We start from the raw sequence: 17,167 nt of genomic DNA, 5'->3' as shown, positions 1-17,167 counted from the left end.
GCCGACGACTCAGAGTTCCTTCATCCATGACAGGAGGACCGCCCCGCTCTCGTGTCGGGCGCCGACACGATGATCGGCATCCACGTCGCGCGGGTTCACCCCGTACCGAGCGCGGAAGCCCTTGCTGAAGCTTTTCAGGTTCTCGTAGCCGCAGGCATAGGCGACGTTCGATACCCGCGTCGCAGCACCTCCCTCGACCCCGGAAAGCATGCGCATCGCCTTCGCGAGGCGCCGGTTGCGGACGTAGGTCATCACCCCGCCGTCGGCCTCGAAAAGTTCGTAGACCGGCGTGCGGGACAACCCGAAGCGGGCGCATATCATCTCGATGCCGAGGTCGACCCGACCGAGGTTCGCCTCGATGAATTGCCGGATCTCGATACCCATGACCGCCGGTTGGTTGTAGGCGCTGTCCTGCGAAGGCGTCAGCATCGCGTTCAACAGCGAGACGGTAGCCGTCGAGAGCAGCGACTTTTGGGACAAGTCCGACGTATCGAGGCAGTCCTGCATGTTCCGCATGTGGTCCGACAGGAGCCGGTTCAACGGGCTTCCGGTCCGCGCGAAGGTGGAGCGATGCAGCCTCCCGATCTCGCCGACCCGGGCGTCGAACAGCCTGCGCGGGATGCAAAGCCCGATGCCATCGACGGACGTGGTCGAGCGCCCGAATACCGGCTGCGCCAGGTCGACGAGCACGATGGTCCCGGACGTGATCGCCTGCTCGTCGGATGCCACCTCCACACTCGAATGCCCGGTCACGTGCTGCTGCAGGTAGACGTGGTCGACCGCGAGGGTCGCGACCTGCGACCGGGTGCGCTCGACGGTCTGGGGGGAGGAATGCGTCTTGTAGAGGTGGACGTTGCCGAATTTCCAGGCCCGGAAGCTCGCCTGCCAGGGGTGCGGCGCAGACCGGTCCGGCGTCGCGGTCCAGATCGGTGAGACCGTCTCGATCCACGCCTCCCGCCGTAAGCGCTCGTCGTCCAGACGGGCGATGCCCGGGTCGATGACGTCGGGTTCCATGGACGAGGTCATAGCTCCTGTATCCAGGACATCAGGGTGTTGCCGCTCTCGCGCTGCGCGACGCCGCGCAGGCCGGTTCCGACGTCGCGGGGGTTGATGCCGTAGCGGGCGCGGAAGGCCTTGCTGAAGCTCTTCAGACTCTCGTAGCCACAGGCATATGCGACGCCCGAGACACGTGGAGGACCTGCCTCGGCACCCGTCAACATCCGCATGGCTCGGGCGAGGCGGCGATTGCGGATATAAGTCGCGACCCCGCCATCGGCCTCGAACAGGGCGTAAACGGGAGTACGGGACAGCCCGAAGCGAGCGCAGATCATGTCGACGCCGAGATCGGCCATGCCGAGGTGTGCCTCGATGAACTGCCTGATCTCGATGGCCGCGATGGCGGGCCGGTTGTAGGCGCTGTCCGTGACCGGCGTCATCGCGGCGTTGCAGAGCGCCACCGTCGCGGTGGAGACCAGGCTCCGCTGCCACTCGTCCATGCCGTCGATGCCGGCATGGACACTGTGCATGTGGTCACCAAGCAGGCGGATCAGCGGGGTGCTCTCCGGCCGGAGGATGTCGAGGTGTCGGGCCGAGAGCTCGCCTACGCGCGCGTCGAACAGCCTGCGGGGGAGCGCGAGGTTGAGCCCGGACATCTCGCGGGTGACCGAGCGGGCGCGCTGCGAGAGGTCGAACAGCACGATGCCGCCATGAGGTATCTCCGCCTCGCCCCCGGCGGTGTCGATGCCGGTCCTGCCGGACGAGTAGAGCCGCAGGACGACGTGGTCCACGGCCTGGACGGCGATCTGCGACGAGGTTCGTTCGACCGCCTGCGCCGAGGCCCTCATGTGGTTGAAGAGGACGGTTCCGAGCTTCCAAGAGCGGAAACTGACCGTACGCGGGACTTCCTCGTCGATCCTCGCCTCGTAGACGGGGGAGATCGCGCGAACCCACGCCTCCCGCCGGACGCGCTCGTCGTCGATCTGCGAGAAGTCCGTTTCCAGCGCGTCGGATTGCATGTCGAGCCCGCCTGTTCCGGATATGCATCGAGCGCTCCAAGAGCTCGGTCAAGGGCGCGCCGGAAATTTGAGGCAATTGCCCAGGGAAAACAGGCTATAGTACGCCAGTAGACATATCCAGGACGCCAGTAGACATAACGGCTGTTTGCTGGCCCTGAATATTTCTCCCGCATAAACTTGCGGACACGAGGATCTAGTCGATCCGACTTGAAGCGTCGGACGTCGAAGGATCACGCCTCATGTCTTCTTCCATCACCTTGTCCGCCGCCACGCGGCAGAACCTGCAATCCTTGCAGGACACCGCCGCGCTCGCCGCGACGAACCAGAACCGCCTGTCGACCGGCAAGAAGGTCAACTCCGCCCTCGACAACCCGGTGAATTACTTCACCGCCGCCAGCCTGACCGACCGCTCGACCGCACTCGGGAGCCTGCTCGACGGCATCTCCAACGGCATCCAGACGATCCAGGCGGCCTCGAAGGGCATCGACAGCATCACGAGCATCGTGAAGCAGATGCAGTCGGTGGTCGCGCAGGCCCAATCGAACGCCACGACCAACCTGCCCAAACTCCAGGGCACCCAGGCCATGGCCACCGCGAACGAGGCCACCGCCACCGGGAAAAGCCTGCACGACACCGTGCTGGCCAAGACGCTCGCCGGCACCGCCGCCCCCGCGAGCTCGACCGCGGTCGGCGTCGTCGGCATCGACAACACCAAGGCCGACACGCTGCAGCTCGCCGCCGGCAACACCGTCTACAACGTCAGCATGACCTCCGGCACGGTCAACGACCTCGTGAACAACATCAACAAGTCCGGCATCGCCACGGCGGCCATCGACAGCCTCGGCCAGTTGCAGATCACCGGCACCGGCTCCGACACGCTGACGGTCGCCGCCGGCAAGCTCAACGCCACCACGGGCGCGCTCACGGCCGATGCGGGCGAGCTTGCCAAGCTCACCGGCGGCGCGGCGCCTTCCGCGGCCGGCGGCACCTCGGCGCAGCGCTCGGCCCTGGTCAGCCAGTTCACTGCCCTGCGCGATCAGCTCAACCAGACGTCCAAGGACGCCGGCTACAACGGCACCAACCTGCTTACCGGCGATAACCTGACCATCGCCTTCAACGAGAAGACCGGCACCGCACAGTCCAAGTTGTCGATCCAGGGCAACGCCCTCACCACCGACAGCCTCGGCATCGGCACCTTCGTGGACTCGGCGACGACCCAAGGCGGGGCCAACGTCGGCATTCAGAACAACGCCGACCTGAACAAGGCCTCGGACGCGCTGACGAACGCCCTCGCCAGCCTGAAGTCACTCTCGTCGAACCTCGGATCGAACCTGTCGACGGTGCAGAACCGGCAGGACTTCACCAAGTCGATGATCGACGTGCTGACCACCGGCGCGGCGAACCTGACCAACGCCGACATGAACGAGGAGGCGGCCAACAGCCAGGCGCTGTCGACCCGCCAGTCGCTCGGCATCTCGGCCCTGTCGCTGGCCAACACCGCCAACCAGGGCATCCTTCAGCTCCTCCGCTAGCTCTGACCTTCCATGCCGCCCCACGCACGGTCCGGCTGCGCGCCGGGCCGTCGCGCGCGGCCGTTGCGGAGACGAAGCAATTTCCATGAATCCGAAAAGAGCTCTCCTTTTTATCCTCGCCTTGAACGCACTCGGTCCTTCGGGCGCTCGCGCCGGCCCGATCCAGGACCGCTGGACCGCCGAGGCCACCCAGGTGCGCGGCGGCATAACCTACCGCACCCTGGCGGACTTCACCTACGACGGGCGGGTACAGAACGGTCGTGCGCTTTGGCAGGTGCATGTCCGGTGTGAGACCCGGGACCCGGCGACGGGCAAGGTCACGGTGCTGACCGGCTCGGGCGATGCGATGCTCGCCCAAGGCTCGTTCGGCGGTGTCGCCCCGCCGGTCGGCGACATCGACGTGGTCGAGGCCGACAACGACATGTTGAACCATACCGGCATGATGACGGTCCCGAACGCCGCTTGCGCGTCGGGTATCCCGACCGTGAAGCAGTACGGCGTCAACGCGCCGACCCGGAAGCCATCGACGTCGGCGAAGGTCGAGCCGACCGGCAGGCCTTGGATGCACAACGGTTCCATGGTGATGATCGACCCCTCCACCGGAATCATCGCCTACCGAGAGCCGAAGGCTTCCCTGCGCGCGAGCATCCAGCCCGGGACAGTCCTTTTCCGCGGAACCCTCAAGCCCGGTGGTCCGGCGAGCGGGACCGCCTACGCCTTCAAGGACGGTTGTCCGCCCGCGCCCTACCCGGTGCGCGGCCATTACTTCGACCACGACTACAAACTCACGCTCCGCGGCGCCGGGCCCGTTCGGCGCGGCTGCGAGGTCGTGGGCTACTCCGAGCGCAGCCCGCACGCCGCGCTGTCCTTCTCCTACCTCCTCGACGACTGACCCGGAGCTTCACCATGGACGAGATCATCACCGGCACCGTCACCGGCATCGCCTCGACGGCGATAGGAGACGTCGTCACCAACCCGACCGGCCGGGAGATATGGACCGGCGTCAAGGTCCGGACCGCGGACGGCAAGTCCCGGTTCTATCCGAGCATGCTGGTCGAGGCCGAGGCGTCGCTGATCATCAACGAGGCCATGGACCGCGGTGAACCGGTCGAGTTGTGGCTGACCGGGAAGGACGTACGGGCCTACCCCTACGGCGTCAGGACCGCCAGGGAGACGTGGTACGGTGACATCTTCGGACCCTACCTGCGGAACCAGGGATTCAAGTATTTGGCCATAGGCATCTTGCTGCTGCCCGTCATCGGGATCGGCGTGCTCGGCATCCTGTCGGCCATCGGCTACTTCTTCAACGCGGCGACGTTCGGCGCCAGGCGGTCGCGCGAGACGTTCGAGCGCGGGTTACCGGGAAACAATGCCCCCTCCTTCGCCCCTGACGGCGACCGCCTGAGGCCGGCATAGGAGCGGAACCGTACTAGGAGGCGCATGCACCATCACGGTCGCTCGGACCCGTCGTCCGATCCCGGCCGGCCCGAGCGTCGAAGGCATGCGGCTCATCGTTGGGCCGGGGCGGTATTCCGCACCAACTCGGCCCAGCTATCCAGAAGAGAAGACCTTGATGCGCAACGTCGCTTTGTTTCTGGTCCTGTTCACGACAGCGGCATCCGCTGAAACGGACCAGCATACGACTGCCGATTATGTGGCGGCCTTCAATAAGGCCCGCACCTACGCTTTGTCGCATCCCGTGACGAACCTGCGTGCCCCGTCGTGCCGGCAGACCATCGGCGCGGACGCTGCGGGGGCATTGCTGGAACGCTGCACCGTCGTCGCCGGAGGTACCTCGCACATGAAATGCACCAAAAGCATGCCATGCGAAGTGGTTTTGGACCGGCTTGCTTGGTACTGCCTTTTCTGGAAAGCCGATGTGCCGTGCATCTACGAAGAAGACGGGGGCGAACTTCGTATTGACCCTAAGCTTAGGGGGAATTGGCGACCGTCGGCAGCGGCGGAATGATCACAAGCATCCCGACCGAGAAAAAGTCCGTGCGCGAATAGCCGAAGATGAGGGTGGATCGATCTTCCCTCGTTAATGGGTGGTCGTCCCCCTTTCGACACAGGCGAACTCGATTCATTTAATTGGCTCACCGGCTTCGCCGACGGGATCACGCCGTGAGTCTGCGGTCGAGCGTTTGCGCTGGTGAAATGTGCGTCCCGCGGCATAGGCTGAGGCGTTCACGGCCTTCAGCCTGACCTTCTCCTTGGCAGGGTCGATGCCTCGCCGCTCGTCCCTCAACCGCGCGATCTCCGCCTTTAGTTCGGGAAGGGGTAGTAGGACTGCAGCCCGAGCCGCCGGCTCCAGCAAGGTCTCCCACGTCTCCATGACCGGCGCCTTGAAGCTCAGCATCTCGGCTTCCGTGTACCGACGTGTCGATCCGTTCTCGTCGCGCGTCGTGACGGAGCCGAGCGAGAGATGGTCCATGACGTAGCCGACGAACGTCAGGTGATGCCCCGCGGTCGCGAGCGTTGTCGGGAAGCAGCGCCGGACGTCATGCGGAGTCATTCCCGCCCCGGGAATGGTCGGCAGCACATGCGTCAGCGTATCCGCACCCAGGTGGCCCGATGCGGCCGGGACGCCGAGCTTGGCCTCGCGGCGGGCAGGGAACAACCATTCCGTCCCTGGCATGGTGACGGCGAGCCATTCCGTGTGCTCCTTCATCCTGCCCCAGATCGGCGGCGGCAACGGTACCGTATGCGCGACGGTTCCGTCGCCCGGCTTGTGGGACTTCCGATGTCCGACCCGCCACAGGCCCCAGCCGGACCGCGCCTCCCAGGGTTCGAACTCATCGACGTGCGCCCGCACGACGGTAAGGCGGCGCTGGGCCGTCCAGGCCAGGAGTTCCACGGCCGCCGATATCACGCGGTCCAAGGCACCGCTGCGGGCCGTCGCGACGACGAGGCCCAGCCGCCCGATATCCGGGTAGCGCTGACGCTTTTTCACGTTGCCCAGGTCGGGCGCCTCGATGTCCGCGAGCGCGCCGCGTGCCACACCCGAGAGCGGTCGGTTAGCGGGCCGATACAGCCACTTCCACATGCGCTTGCTGACGCGGGCGACGTCCCGGGCAGATGAGCGCTTACCCGCCTTCACGAGCGCCTGAACGATCTTGTCGACGTCAACGTCGGTGATCGAGGCGACCCGGATCGGGTCGAGCGCGCGCATGGCAGGGGAGCCGACGATGCCGAGATAGTTCTTGACGGTTTCGGGCGAGAGGTTGCCCGCCGCGGCCTCGGCCTTGAGGTACGCCCCCCACTCATCGCGCGCGGTCTTGTACGTCCAGGTCGTCACCCGTTCCGGCCGCGGCTGGTAGACTTTGCGGTGCGGCTCCGGGTCCTCAGGGACGTGCTTACCCTTGCGATCCGCCTGCCGGTCCAGCCAGAGCGCCTGGTCTAGGAACGACTTCATCCAATAGGGCTCGGGCACCCCGTGCCCCCGCGTGATATGCCAGTTCACATTCCGCGCCGCCTCGCGAGCATGGGCGAGGGACCAGAGCGCGACCGGGCCGATGGTGACGCGGTAGGCCCTGCGCTCGTGTTGCACCCGGACCTGCCAGACGCAGCCCGACGGTTGCACGCGCAGGACCAAGCCCCGCGCCTCGATGTCGGCGACCTGCCGCCTGATGCCGGCGGCTGCGTCGCGCCTGGCCTTGTCGATGGTCGTCTGCCGGATCTCGATGCGCTCGCTTGTGGCCACGGCTCCCTCCGGATGCCAAGTCAGGCTAGGACGGCCCTAGGACGGCTTCCGAAAATCGAGCATGCCCATGGACCGAAACGCCTTTCCTTCGGTTTGGCGAAAACGGGCCTGGAAGTGAAGTCCAGTTTGGTACCGATTGACGGGAAATCACAGGGCCTTAGCGACCCTGGGCGTGGGCCGCCCCACCTTTGCCGAAGGCTGTTCGCGCGACTGCCGCGCGACTCGATCGCCGACCTTCTAAGCGGCAGGTCGTAGGTTCGAGCCCTACCGGGGTCGCCAGGTCATCTCCCTTCGAGAGAAGGTCGGATCGAGTCGGCCTACAGCAACTCGAAGGGGTTTTCAGAGCGTCTGGTTACAATGTGGTTCCAGGTGGCGTCGCGCAGAATCCGTGCGTGTCGCCCAGCCTAGTGGGTCAAATTCTCGACGGCAGCGCAGCGCGTCGGCGCAGGCGAGCCGTGGAGCGAACGTTACGCAGACGACCCTGACGGCCAACGATCATGTTCGGTCTTCCGGCCGGAAGCGGAAGACTCGGGCACTGTCGCCGAGTGTCTCGATGCGGCGAACCGCTTCTGGCGCCGACATCGCGAAACTGTCCCGCAGGACAGCAGCGATCGCCGCATATTCGTTGCGCAAATTCGTGGCGAAGATGCCGGGATCGTCGCTGCCGATGACGATCGTCGGACGATTGGCGAGCGGTGGTCCCTCAAGGCCAAGCCACCGGAAGAGGTGATGCTCTCGGATCGTTTTATAAAAGCTGATTCGGGTATTGCTCGTGGGCAGCGCCTCAATGGCTACCCCACGGCGATTGACGTCACCAAGAACGCTATCTTGAAGAACGACAAGAGCTTCGGCCGATACGAGTTCTGCCTCAACCTCCACTTTGGCCTGCCAAGCCTCGCGTCCGAGGCGCTGGCGCATAGCATAGATCGTGTAGGCGCATCCTGCCGCGGCCACCTCCTCGGCGATCAACGCTAATTCGCTGGCTCGCTGGCGATCGAGCGTAGTCGTGGCCAGCCGCTTGGCCTCATCGGCGATCGCCGCCGCTGTGAGGGGTCGACCGGAACGGCTGACCGCTCGCTCTGCCGCCCGCATCTCAAGAGCGTCTAGACGCCGAAGCTCCCAGGCTCGGTGCAGCAGCGCCGGGCTGCGTGGCTCGCCATAGAGCATCCCAGACAGAGTCGCAATCCGGTCTCCGAGCTTCAACACTTCTCGTTCGTAGCCGCCGCGCTCAGCAAGTCGGCGATGAACGAATACTGCGTCGTCGAGCGCATCGATTACCGTCAGGTAAGACCCCGTTTCATAACGCTCTGGCGAGCCGCCTGACGAGGATCATGGCCGCAGCGAGCACGAAGAAGGCGAGCGCGGAGGACGGGGTCGCTTCGTGGTCGCGCGCGAGCCTGCGGCAGCGGCTGATCCAACTGAATGTTCGCTCGATCACCCATCGCCTGGGCTGAACGGCAAAGCCCTTCTGCCCGGCTTCCGCCTCGACGATCTCGACCACGATGGCCGTGGCCCTGCCGACGCGCTCACCTCTGTAGGCGCGGTCAGCAAAGCAGTGCGTCAGGAAAGGGAATAGCCCGCGCGAAGCCCGCAACAGGGCGATGCCGCCGTGGCTGTCGTGCAGGTCAGCGGATGAAACGCCAGCCACGAGTAGGCGGCCGTCTGTGTCGGTCAGCGCGTGGCGTTTGCGCCCGACGACCCGCCGGGCTGGATCGTAACCGCGCTCACCTGCCACCCCCACGCCGCCCGAGCGCGCCGCTTGCGCATCCATGACACAGCCGGTCGGGCTGGCCTCGCGTCCGACCCGCTCCCGGTCGGCCATCGTGAGAGCGTGGGCGAGGCGCTCGAATACGCCTGTCTGCGACAGGCGCAAGAACCAGCGATGCACCGTGCTCCAGGGCGGGAAGTCCAGTGGCAAGTGCCGCCACGCGCAGCCAGTGCGCAGCACGTACAGGATGCCGTCGAGGATCGCGCGCACGGGCCAGCGCCATGGGCGGCCTGTGCTGGACGGTGCAGGTAGTAGCGGCGCGAGCACCGTCCATTCGGCATCGCTCAGGCAGGTTGCATAGGGCAGGCTCTCGCGCGCAAGCTCGGCGCGGGCGGCGGGCGTCCACATCGGGGTTCCTGGGTGAGCGTCAGATACTCTCCCAACGCCTGCGATGCCCGCCGCTCACCCAACCGCTAAGCTGTTCAGCCCGTTATGAAACGGGGTCTAAGTCCGCTCCGCGGTACGCGCCGCCCAGAGGTTCGGTGTAATGCCCAGAGCGGTTGCGTGGCCGATCCTATCGCCGGAGCGTAAGTCTAGGAAGGTGAGCGCTTCCGCCACGGCGCGGATACCAGACACAAGGTGCCGGAAATCTTCGCCGACGTGAAAAGTCGCCCGCGGAATGCCCGCAGCGCGAGCGAGGCGGAAGGCTGGCGCGAACGGCTCAGGGGGGGCGTGGAGTTCATTGGATGCCGCATCAACGCCGCGCACGAGGGCGCAGGCGATCTGGTTGCCCTGTAGCAAGCGCCTGAGCGCCCGCGCCTGCATCAGCAGTGAGAGCCTAAGCTCGCTATCCCGACATCCTCGCGCCCGATCAAGGGCTGCTTTGGGCGGCTTTTTGATGAAGTGCGCGACGAGAGATAATTCGGTCCCGGGTCGACCGTGCCCGCGGCAACCTTCGGGCAGCCTCCGGCCAATCCGCGGGCCTACCTCAGGGCAGGGCAGGCCGAGCAGGCAGGGCGGGGGCGGCCCAGACAGATCTGGCTCCCTGCGCTTGCAGCCTCGGAATGCGAGGTAATCGCCAACGATTGTGCTGATGAGGCCGCGGGTCTCAGCCACTGTACCCTTCGGGGCGAAGCGTCCTTCGAGATGAGAGAGGGTGTCAAAAGGGGCACGGCCGTTGAGCTGGCGGAAGCGCATATCGTAGCGCCGTTCGATCCCAGATCGAACGCCAACGAAGGTGTATTTTTGGAACTGGTCGAACCCAGTCTCGTCCGCCTGTTGGACGACGATTCGGCCAATCTGATTTAGAACGAGAAGGTTGTAATAAAGTCCCGTGCCGACGACAGAGTCGGGCGCTTGCACAAGCGCGAGCAGGCAGGAGTAGAGAAAGGCAGCCTCCTCGATGATGGAGGCATGGGGCGGACCGCCTGGATGGATCACGCGGCCTGGATGGGTACGTAGTGAGGCGCCCAATGGAGCGCGCCAAGCAAGGTCGCTCCGATCGACTTCCATGGCGCGCAGGAGGCCCTGGATGCCCCACGCAATCGGCGGATCCTGCCGGGATGCCCCAATCCGACAGGCGATCTCGGCTGCAATCTGCCGGCGCACGCGCCGAACGGCGCGCAGGCGCCGGTACAGAGCTAGCGGGGTGAGACCCGGTTCCATCTGCTCATAGAGCTCGGCGGTGGGCTCCCGGTTCTCGTACCAGGCATCCGCGAGCTCCTTGTAAAATGCGTCAGGATCCCTGCACGCATAGGGCCAGAGAACGTCGAGCTCCGTCGATCCATTCAGGTGCATGTGTAATTCGAACAGCCCTTTGCGCTCGACGAGGTCGTCGAGGGCGTGGTCGGACGGTCCGATCAAGGCAGTCTCGCCGATCTCGCGTGCAAGAAAAGGCCGAGGATCCTCCACGATTCGAGGGCCAGATCCCTCTCGGATTAGAAAGGCCACGATCACCGCAAGCGGCGAAATGTAAGGTAGGAGCTCGTGCCACTCGACGAAGCGGTCGACCCGCACGACAACACGGCCATCCCGTCGCTCCAGAAAGCGCTCAGCCAGTCGCGTAAGGACCAGCATCGGGATCTCGCCCACGTGCTTGGCTCGACCAAGCCGCTCCTCAAGATAGCCCTTGTAGAAGTGATCCGGCCGGCCGACATCCGTGCGCCGCTCGGCTATGAAAATCCGCCTGCGCGTCTCATCGATTGACGGCAGTTGGCCGCGTCCCAACAAGACGAGCGCGTGATGATCCGCGAAGGCGCGGCGGTCGATTAGAGCGGCCATTGAGGCTTAGCTGTTGGAGTCCGGGGAAGATCGGCGTCGCGTGCGACGAGGAGCCGGATCGGTATCAGAGTCCGCTTGGCTCTTTGGCTCAGCATACTTCTGTAGAATTCTTTTGAGATTTTGCGCTACAGCCGAATTTGGCGCACGCTTTGATACTTGGATTGGTATCGTATTTAGGAGGGGATATAGGCCATCGAAACGGATCGTTCCTCCGCTATTAGTTGTCTTGAATACCACGCCATAAGAAGGTCTGAGATTTATTCTCGAAAGTCTTTCAGCATATTCGTTATATATCTCGTCTGCATAATTTATCTTGCCGTCGTCAATTTCTCCATCGTCACGCGCGGTAAAATAACCCCAAACAGGGCACGAGAAAATAGCTTCGAAGATCCACATCTTCTGTCTAAACTCAGCGTTATCTCGTTCGCCTGCATCGATTTCTTGCAATAACTCCCAGAAGGGTAGTCCAGAAACCGTCGGGTTTCGGATTGTTTTCGTCGTCGGCGCGCGTCCGGCAGCCTTCAGGGCCTCAACACCAACAGCATGCCAAAATACGATGATTGCTCGATGCATCAGAACGCCGAGGTACCGTGTCTTGGTATGTCGGAGTTCTTCAACAACGTTGTCGAATGCGTATGTGAACCGAGTCCAAATTCGGGCGAGCGTGACAGTTGATATTGACGGCGGAGGTTCTTCCAAAATGGCGTAAAGCCAGGCTTCTAAGAGGCTGTGCAATTCCTGATCATTAGAATGCGGGTCAGATGGGAGCTCATCTGACGCAGAAGTCTCTTCGCCATCGTCCTCTGGATCTTCTACATCATCTCCACCAACGACTGACGTCGCTCTTGCCACAGAACTTGAACCACCTAGACCGGGACTCGGGTAGCTGCGCAGTAGCGAGAATGTGGATAGCAAGCCTGCGATAGCCTGCGCGCGATCTGCCGCTGGCACCCTAGCGCCGATAGCGAGGACTTCGCCAACAAAACCTATCAGGCGGAGTATAGAGTAGCTGGTAATCTCGGCCAACTGGCCGCTTCTTGCGCGATTGGCGGGGATCATAGCCACAGCGGCGATGTCAGGTGGCAGGCGCCTCTCCAAACTTTCCAAAGAATTAGCGAATACCGCAGTGAGGCCAGCCTCCGATCCCCGTCTTGAATTGTAGCTCCAGCCCGCCCTCATAAGTGTACGATGATATGTACGTAAGGGAACGGGTAGCGCATTAATCAGCTCGAGCTGGCGTTCATCAAGTTCTTGCGGTCCGTCTTCGTTTCCATTAGCTATACTACTGAATGTCTCGCGATCGAAATCGACACTGAGTCCGTAAAGTCGCTCCATATAGCCTTGTTGGCGCGAACGCTCAAGGTTCAAGCTCGCCGGAATACTGATACCGCTAAGGCGAAGGCCGGGACGAACCTGACCTCCCGCCCCTACTTCCCAAGCTGAAAGGCGGCTAACGAATTGGATTGAATTTTCGCTTGCTTCGATCTTGAGTTGGTCTCTTAAGACCGCGCGCATATCGTCTGAAGAAGAGATGCTGCGATCAAATACCTCCCTGACCGTACAAATCTTAAGCCAGTAATCTATGATCGTACGCGGCTGAAGTTGGAACAAATTGGTTAATGTTCCTGCGATCAGTAATGAGACAATGTCGTTTCCTTCGCTTTTTCCCTGCGGAAAAAATCGATCCATATTCAACCAAAGATTCTTATCCGTCATCCATTGCGATAGCTGATCGATGATCCTGTTGGGATCGGCTTCCAGTAACGCCTCGTGGTCTAGATCAAGCGTCATCAGGCTCTGCGAAGCCACTGATCGAAGCGCATCGAGGGCGTCCCGCGTCAACTCGGCGTCCGGTTCTTCCCATGTCTGCCGAGTTCCACTAGCTTCGCCCGGACGTGCTACAGGCGGCACGGTTGAGATCAAACGCCAAGCGCCCGCAAGTGCCTGAAGGCTACTGCGCAGAGGAAGACGTAGGAGAGTCGATCGGATAACCGCGCGCTCCTCCAGACTTCCGAGCGCGAATAGGCGATCAGCGTAGCGGTCAAAAACTTCCCGCTCGTTCAGCCGCATACTATTGCGGTGTTTCGAAGCGATAAACGACAAGTTTGACTTATTCGCGTAGTGTAACAGATTTCGAAGATCGAGCCGGTTCTCGGGTCTTGCAATTTTTATAAGATATTGATCCTGGAGAAGATCGACCATCTCAATGATCTGATCGCGATACGATCTATCGGTTGTCGAAGTTCTTTCAACTTCGACAAACTCCTTGGTCATCTGCTTCCATTGCTGCTGTCGAACTAGCAAGTTGTAGAGTTTTAAATCCCCAGCCAGAACCACCTTGAGTTGGGGCGCGGCGAGGTACTTGCGTAGGGCCTCCAACACTGGCCACCCGCGATCGAAAGACGTATCGACGTCGTCGATGGCGAGGACGAATGCGTCAACTTTCAGGAACGTGCAGGCTTCGACCACATAACGTCGAAAGGCACGTTCGAATCCGCCGGCGGCACCTGCTCGGTCAAGGCCCTTGTCTAGAACGAAGTCAGGATCGGCCCAGTCCTTGCCCTGGAGCATCGACTCGCCGATACCGTCGAGGAGGGTCAAACCAGCCGCGAGATCGTAAAGCCTGGTCTTAAAAGCATCATAGGAAGCCTTATCGCCGGAGGTGCGCTCATGGAGGTGGTCTACTGCCGCCTTGATTTTTTCGATAATGATCACGACAATATGCTGCTTGGCCTCTATCAGCGTTGGATCAATGATACCGAGGCTGTAAAGACGGCCGACTTGATCATTTGGAACAGCACCGTCAAGATAGTGACGAAAATCGTCGCTCCCATTCTGAACGTCTTGAATTAGCGCTAGTAGATCGGTGAGGAAGGTAGTCTTGCCATCGCCGCGTCGGGCGCTAATCAGGATCGCGTCGTGGCTGCGATTCGGCATGACGTCGAGAGCTTGCGGCCGACGGGCATACAGATCCTCCGTCTCGGGTCTACCGGACGGATTGGCTACTAGCTTGGTCAGGACGCGCCGGAAGGCATCTCGCCGAATGACGCGGGATCCGCCGGCATCCGGCCGGCGGCCGTCAGCGTTGTGCAACCTTTCGAATGTGGCAGGTCCTCCGCCGAGCGCATCGAGGTCGATGATGACTTCTTCGTTGTCGCCTTGCACGTTAACCCCTGGGGACGCTCTGGATCTTCTTCGCATAAGCTAGCGGCTCGCGAATGGCGAAGCCACCATATAATGTTCCGCGCGCGAACTACGTTCTCTTAGCTCAAGCCACGCGCAATTTCATCCTATCTATGCGAAATTCTAGTGCCGCAGAGGATTCAAGCCGAATAGTATCCCGCGAGTCGTAAGATTGTATGTGAATTATAGATACATATAGGAAATTATACAGTCGAGATCGCATGATGAATTACTGCCGAACAGTCACGGATGCATAGTCTAGTAGAAGGCCAACCAAAACGGATTGGCTCCACTCCCCTGAAACTCGCGCTCGCAAGCAGAGTTGAGGCTTCCGCAACTTATTCAATAGCTCGGAACAAGCCGACCAGACACCCTTTGCGGGAACGCCCTTGTGTCCTTCGCTGGATCACGAGCCGTCATCGCGATACGATCGCATCGTTTGCTCGCGCTGCCGCGCTTTCTGTTTCGGCTCGTGCCTCTCTGGCTTCCTCGTTGCCAGGTGCAGCAAGCTCTGCTGCCTCGGCGTGTCGCTTGGCAGCCGCCGCGTGGTGCATGGCGGCGGCCGCGTGGGCGTCGCGAGGATCCTCACCATCCTCGGCCTGCCGTACTGCCTCGGCCGCCTCGCGACCCGCATCACGCACTGAGTCCAGAACCATGCCCGTCGCCGCGGTCGCCTCGGCCGCCGTGTCGGTCTGCGTCGCCGCGTCAGAGCTCGCGCTCTCCGCGTCCTGGTGCTGGGTCGCGTCGGTGCTCCCACGCGGCTCGCGAGCTTCGTAGTGCATCTCTGCGGCCAGCGCGTGAGCATCGGCCGCAGCCGCGTGCTGACGGGCGGCCTCTGCATGAGCAGCGGCGAGACGGCGGCCAACCAGCCCAGCTCCAGCAACCCTAGAGGAGGTCTCGTGGCGGGGGCTGCTCGACATTGCCGCGTTTCTCTGGTCAGGATGCTTTGCCAGAACACAAAAACACGCGAGGTAGTGTCGAACAATTTTCCGACCCCCAATGCGGTTAACGGCCGTGTACAGCCGTTCTAAATGCGCGGATCATTCTGCTAATTTCTATATGTCCCCACCTGACACGCTGGCCGTCCGCACCATGGGCGCCAGTGAGCAAAGCTGCAATATTGTAGGCGCGACACGCGTGGAAAGCCGCTGCTATGCGAAGGCTCGATCGATCGCACTCGAAGCGGCTTCCCCGCCCCGGACGGCCTGCGTGTAGTGGCTCAGGGTTACCGCTGGGCTCTTATGGCCGGCGATTTTCGCCACGAGACCCACCTCGATGCCTTCGGCCTGAAGAATCGAGATGAACGCGTGGCGCGCCGAGTGTGGGGTGACATACGGGACACCGGCCCGCTTCAGCAGCGGCGCCCACATACGCGTGCGAAAGTTGGCGTACAGCAGGATTCCACCGCCTCCGACTCTCGGCAGCGGCCACGCCTGCCGCTTTCCGAGACCGGGGAACACTCGATGTGGTTCGCCGTCGCGCTTGGGGCAGATCTCCTGCCACGAGACCAGCAGAGCGCGCAGCCGCGCCGACATCGGGATGTCTCGCCGCCCGGCATCCGTCTTCGTGACTTCGCACTGCCGGCCGTCCATCTCCTGCATTCGTCTGATACGGATGACGTTCCGCTCGAAGTCGACATCCTCCCACAGAAGAGCGAGCTGTTCGCTGGGCCGGGCACCGGCAAGGAACGGGAACGCGACATATGGGCCGCGTTCTGCATCAGCCTCAGCGACGGTCAGGACAGCCGCGATCTGTGCGGGCGTGAGAATGGCCTTGCGCACCCGCGGCGCGGCCTTCAACCGGGTCGGCATCGTAGGTGGCCGGATACCGAGATCCTCGGCCGCCAGCGCGAGCGCGCTGCCCAGGTACTTCTTGGCTCGTGCCGCGGTGGAAGGCCCGACCTCCCGCACGAGAAGCTTATGCCAAGCGCGGATGTCGCCGGTCCCGAGACGAGTGACCTTCGTAGCGCCGAGCATCGGTGCGAGCGACGTACCGTGCGGCACGAGACCAGTCTCGGTAAAGATGCGGCGCTGGGCAGGGGTCGCCGAGACCAAGAGCGGCCCAGTGATGTAGCGGGCCCCCTGCTCGTATCCGAACAGGGTCCGGCCTTTCACGTCGCCGCGCCGGCCTTCAAGCCAGCGCGCCACCGCGTCAGCGACCGTGATGACGTCGCGGTCAGGGACATAGGCCCGCGCTTCGACTGCGGCCTGAATCTCGTTGCGCTTGGCAATGGCGTCCTTCTGACGGACGAAGAACAGCTGTGTGCGCTGACCGGATTTCGGGTCGGAGTAATTCAAAACCCAGCGGGTATTCACGACGATCTCACCGGAACGGAGCTTGCGCTGACGGTCGCGCTTCGTCAATGAGATGTTGAACGGCTTGGAGGACATAGAACTCGCTCCACAAGAGGTTTGCAAAGAAAACCATGCGGTTGAAGGAGAAACAACTATTCGGACGGAGGCGCGGTTAACGGACGGCGCGCGACCAGCACTCGTCAGACATCAGCCCGAGACTTTTTGGCAGGTCCGCTCGTAACCCCAAATGGAACCACGGGCTTGAAATGCATTCATCGAGCGGCCTGAGATACGACCGATCGTACTCGTCCGATGCCAGGAATACAGCCGGTTGAGCTTCGCAGGCCGTGGCTCAACGCCCGCGAAGCGGTAGGTCGCAGCTGCTAGGACGCAGGACAGGACGGACGGCACTGGATAGAGGGAGAGAGGGGGGGGTTATATGCGGTGATGAT

At 62.6% G+C, this 17,167-nt stretch carries 12 protein-coding genes and 1 tRNA gene; 5 read left to right on the top strand and 8 right to left on the bottom strand.

The window, feature by feature from the left end:
• Window positions 1-9 precede the first annotated feature (9 nt).
• Window positions 10-1,026 carry an AraC family transcriptional regulator gene (locus PQI07_RS11025; RefSeq protein ID WP_274926617.1) on the bottom strand — a complete coding sequence of 339 codons (1,017 nt, stop codon included), beginning with the start codon at window positions 1,024-1,026 and terminating at the stop codon, window positions 10-12.
• The gene (locus tag PQI07_RS11020) at window positions 1,023-2,015 is read right to left on the bottom strand and encodes a helix-turn-helix domain-containing protein (RefSeq protein WP_274926616.1); all 993 of its coding nucleotides are present in this window, start codon (window positions 2,013-2,015) and stop codon (window positions 1,023-1,025) included. The genes PQI07_RS11025 and PQI07_RS11020 overlap by 4 nt, the downstream gene beginning before the upstream one ends.
• A gap of 239 nt (window positions 2,016-2,254) precedes the next feature.
• Between PQI07_RS11020 and PQI07_RS11015 the strand changes: the two genes are divergently transcribed.
• The 4 genes from PQI07_RS11015 (at window position 2,255) to PQI07_RS11000 (ending at window position 5,516) form a co-directional block, all read left to right on the top strand.
• Window positions 2,255-3,547, top strand: a complete 1,293-nt coding sequence (locus PQI07_RS11015) for a flagellin N-terminal helical domain-containing protein (RefSeq protein ID WP_274926615.1) — start codon at window positions 2,255-2,257, stop codon at window positions 3,545-3,547.
• Between the two features lie 121 nt (window positions 3,548-3,668).
• Complete coding sequence (locus PQI07_RS11010; protein ID WP_274926614.1) at window positions 3,669-4,439, top strand: hypothetical protein; 771 nt, start codon at window positions 3,669-3,671, stop codon at window positions 4,437-4,439.
• 14 nt (window positions 4,440-4,453) lie between these two features.
• The gene (locus PQI07_RS11005; protein ID WP_274926613.1) at window positions 4,454-4,963 is read left to right on the top strand and encodes a hypothetical protein; all 510 of its coding nucleotides are present in this window, start codon (window positions 4,454-4,456) and stop codon (window positions 4,961-4,963) included.
• Window positions 4,964-5,117: 154 nt separating this feature from the next.
• Window positions 5,118-5,516, top strand: coding sequence for a hypothetical protein (locus PQI07_RS11000; protein ID WP_274926612.1), 399 nt, complete (start codon window positions 5,118-5,120; stop codon window positions 5,514-5,516).
• Between the two features lie 114 nt (window positions 5,517-5,630).
• Here PQI07_RS11000 and PQI07_RS10995 read toward each other — a convergent pair whose 3' ends face one another.
• Window positions 5,631-7,250, bottom strand: a complete 1,620-nt coding sequence (locus PQI07_RS10995) for an integrase family protein (protein ID WP_274926611.1) — start codon at window positions 7,248-7,250, stop codon at window positions 5,631-5,633.
• 162 nt (window positions 7,251-7,412) lie between these two features.
• On the opposite strand from PQI07_RS10995, the gene PQI07_RS10990 reads away from it, so the two are divergent.
• Window positions 7,413-7,529, top strand: a tRNA-OTHER gene (locus PQI07_RS10990).
• A 216-nt stretch (window positions 7,530-7,745) separates the two neighbouring features.
• On the opposite strand, the gene PQI07_RS10985 is transcribed toward PQI07_RS10990, so the two are convergent.
• The 5 genes from PQI07_RS10985 to PQI07_RS10965 form a co-directional block, all read right to left on the bottom strand.
• Window positions 7,746-8,453 (bottom strand): amidohydrolase family protein, encoded by a 708-nt coding sequence (locus PQI07_RS10985; RefSeq protein WP_274926610.1) that lies wholly within the window; start codon window positions 8,451-8,453, stop codon window positions 7,746-7,748.
• Window positions 8,454-8,547: 94 nt separating this feature from the next.
• Entirely contained in the window at window positions 8,548-9,366 is an 819-nt protein-coding gene (locus PQI07_RS10980) for an IS5 family transposase (RefSeq protein WP_053622656.1), read from the bottom strand.
• Window positions 9,367-9,462: 96 nt separating this feature from the next.
• Window positions 9,463-11,238, bottom strand: coding sequence for an amidohydrolase family protein (locus PQI07_RS10975; RefSeq protein ID WP_274926609.1), 1,776 nt, complete (start codon window positions 11,236-11,238; stop codon window positions 9,463-9,465).
• A 6-nt stretch (window positions 11,239-11,244) separates the two neighbouring features.
• A complete protein-coding gene (locus PQI07_RS10970) occupies window positions 11,245-14,403 on the bottom strand; it encodes a hypothetical protein (RefSeq protein ID WP_139231612.1) in 3,159 nt (1,052 codons plus the stop codon).
• Between the two features lie 1,169 nt (window positions 14,404-15,572).
• Entirely contained in the window at window positions 15,573-16,811 is a 1,239-nt protein-coding gene (locus PQI07_RS10965; protein WP_075380974.1) for a tyrosine-type recombinase/integrase, read from the bottom strand.
• Window positions 16,812-17,167: the final 356 nt, after the last annotated feature.

Origin of the sequence: Methylobacterium sp. 092160098-2, assembly GCF_028920805.1 — a bacterium.
In the GTDB taxonomy this organism is placed as follows: domain Bacteria; phylum Pseudomonadota; class Alphaproteobacteria; order Rhizobiales; family Beijerinckiaceae; genus Methylobacterium; species Methylobacterium fujisawaense.
The sequence above is the reverse complement of the archived record's forward strand: the minus strand, read 5'-3'. Positions and strand labels throughout refer to the sequence as shown.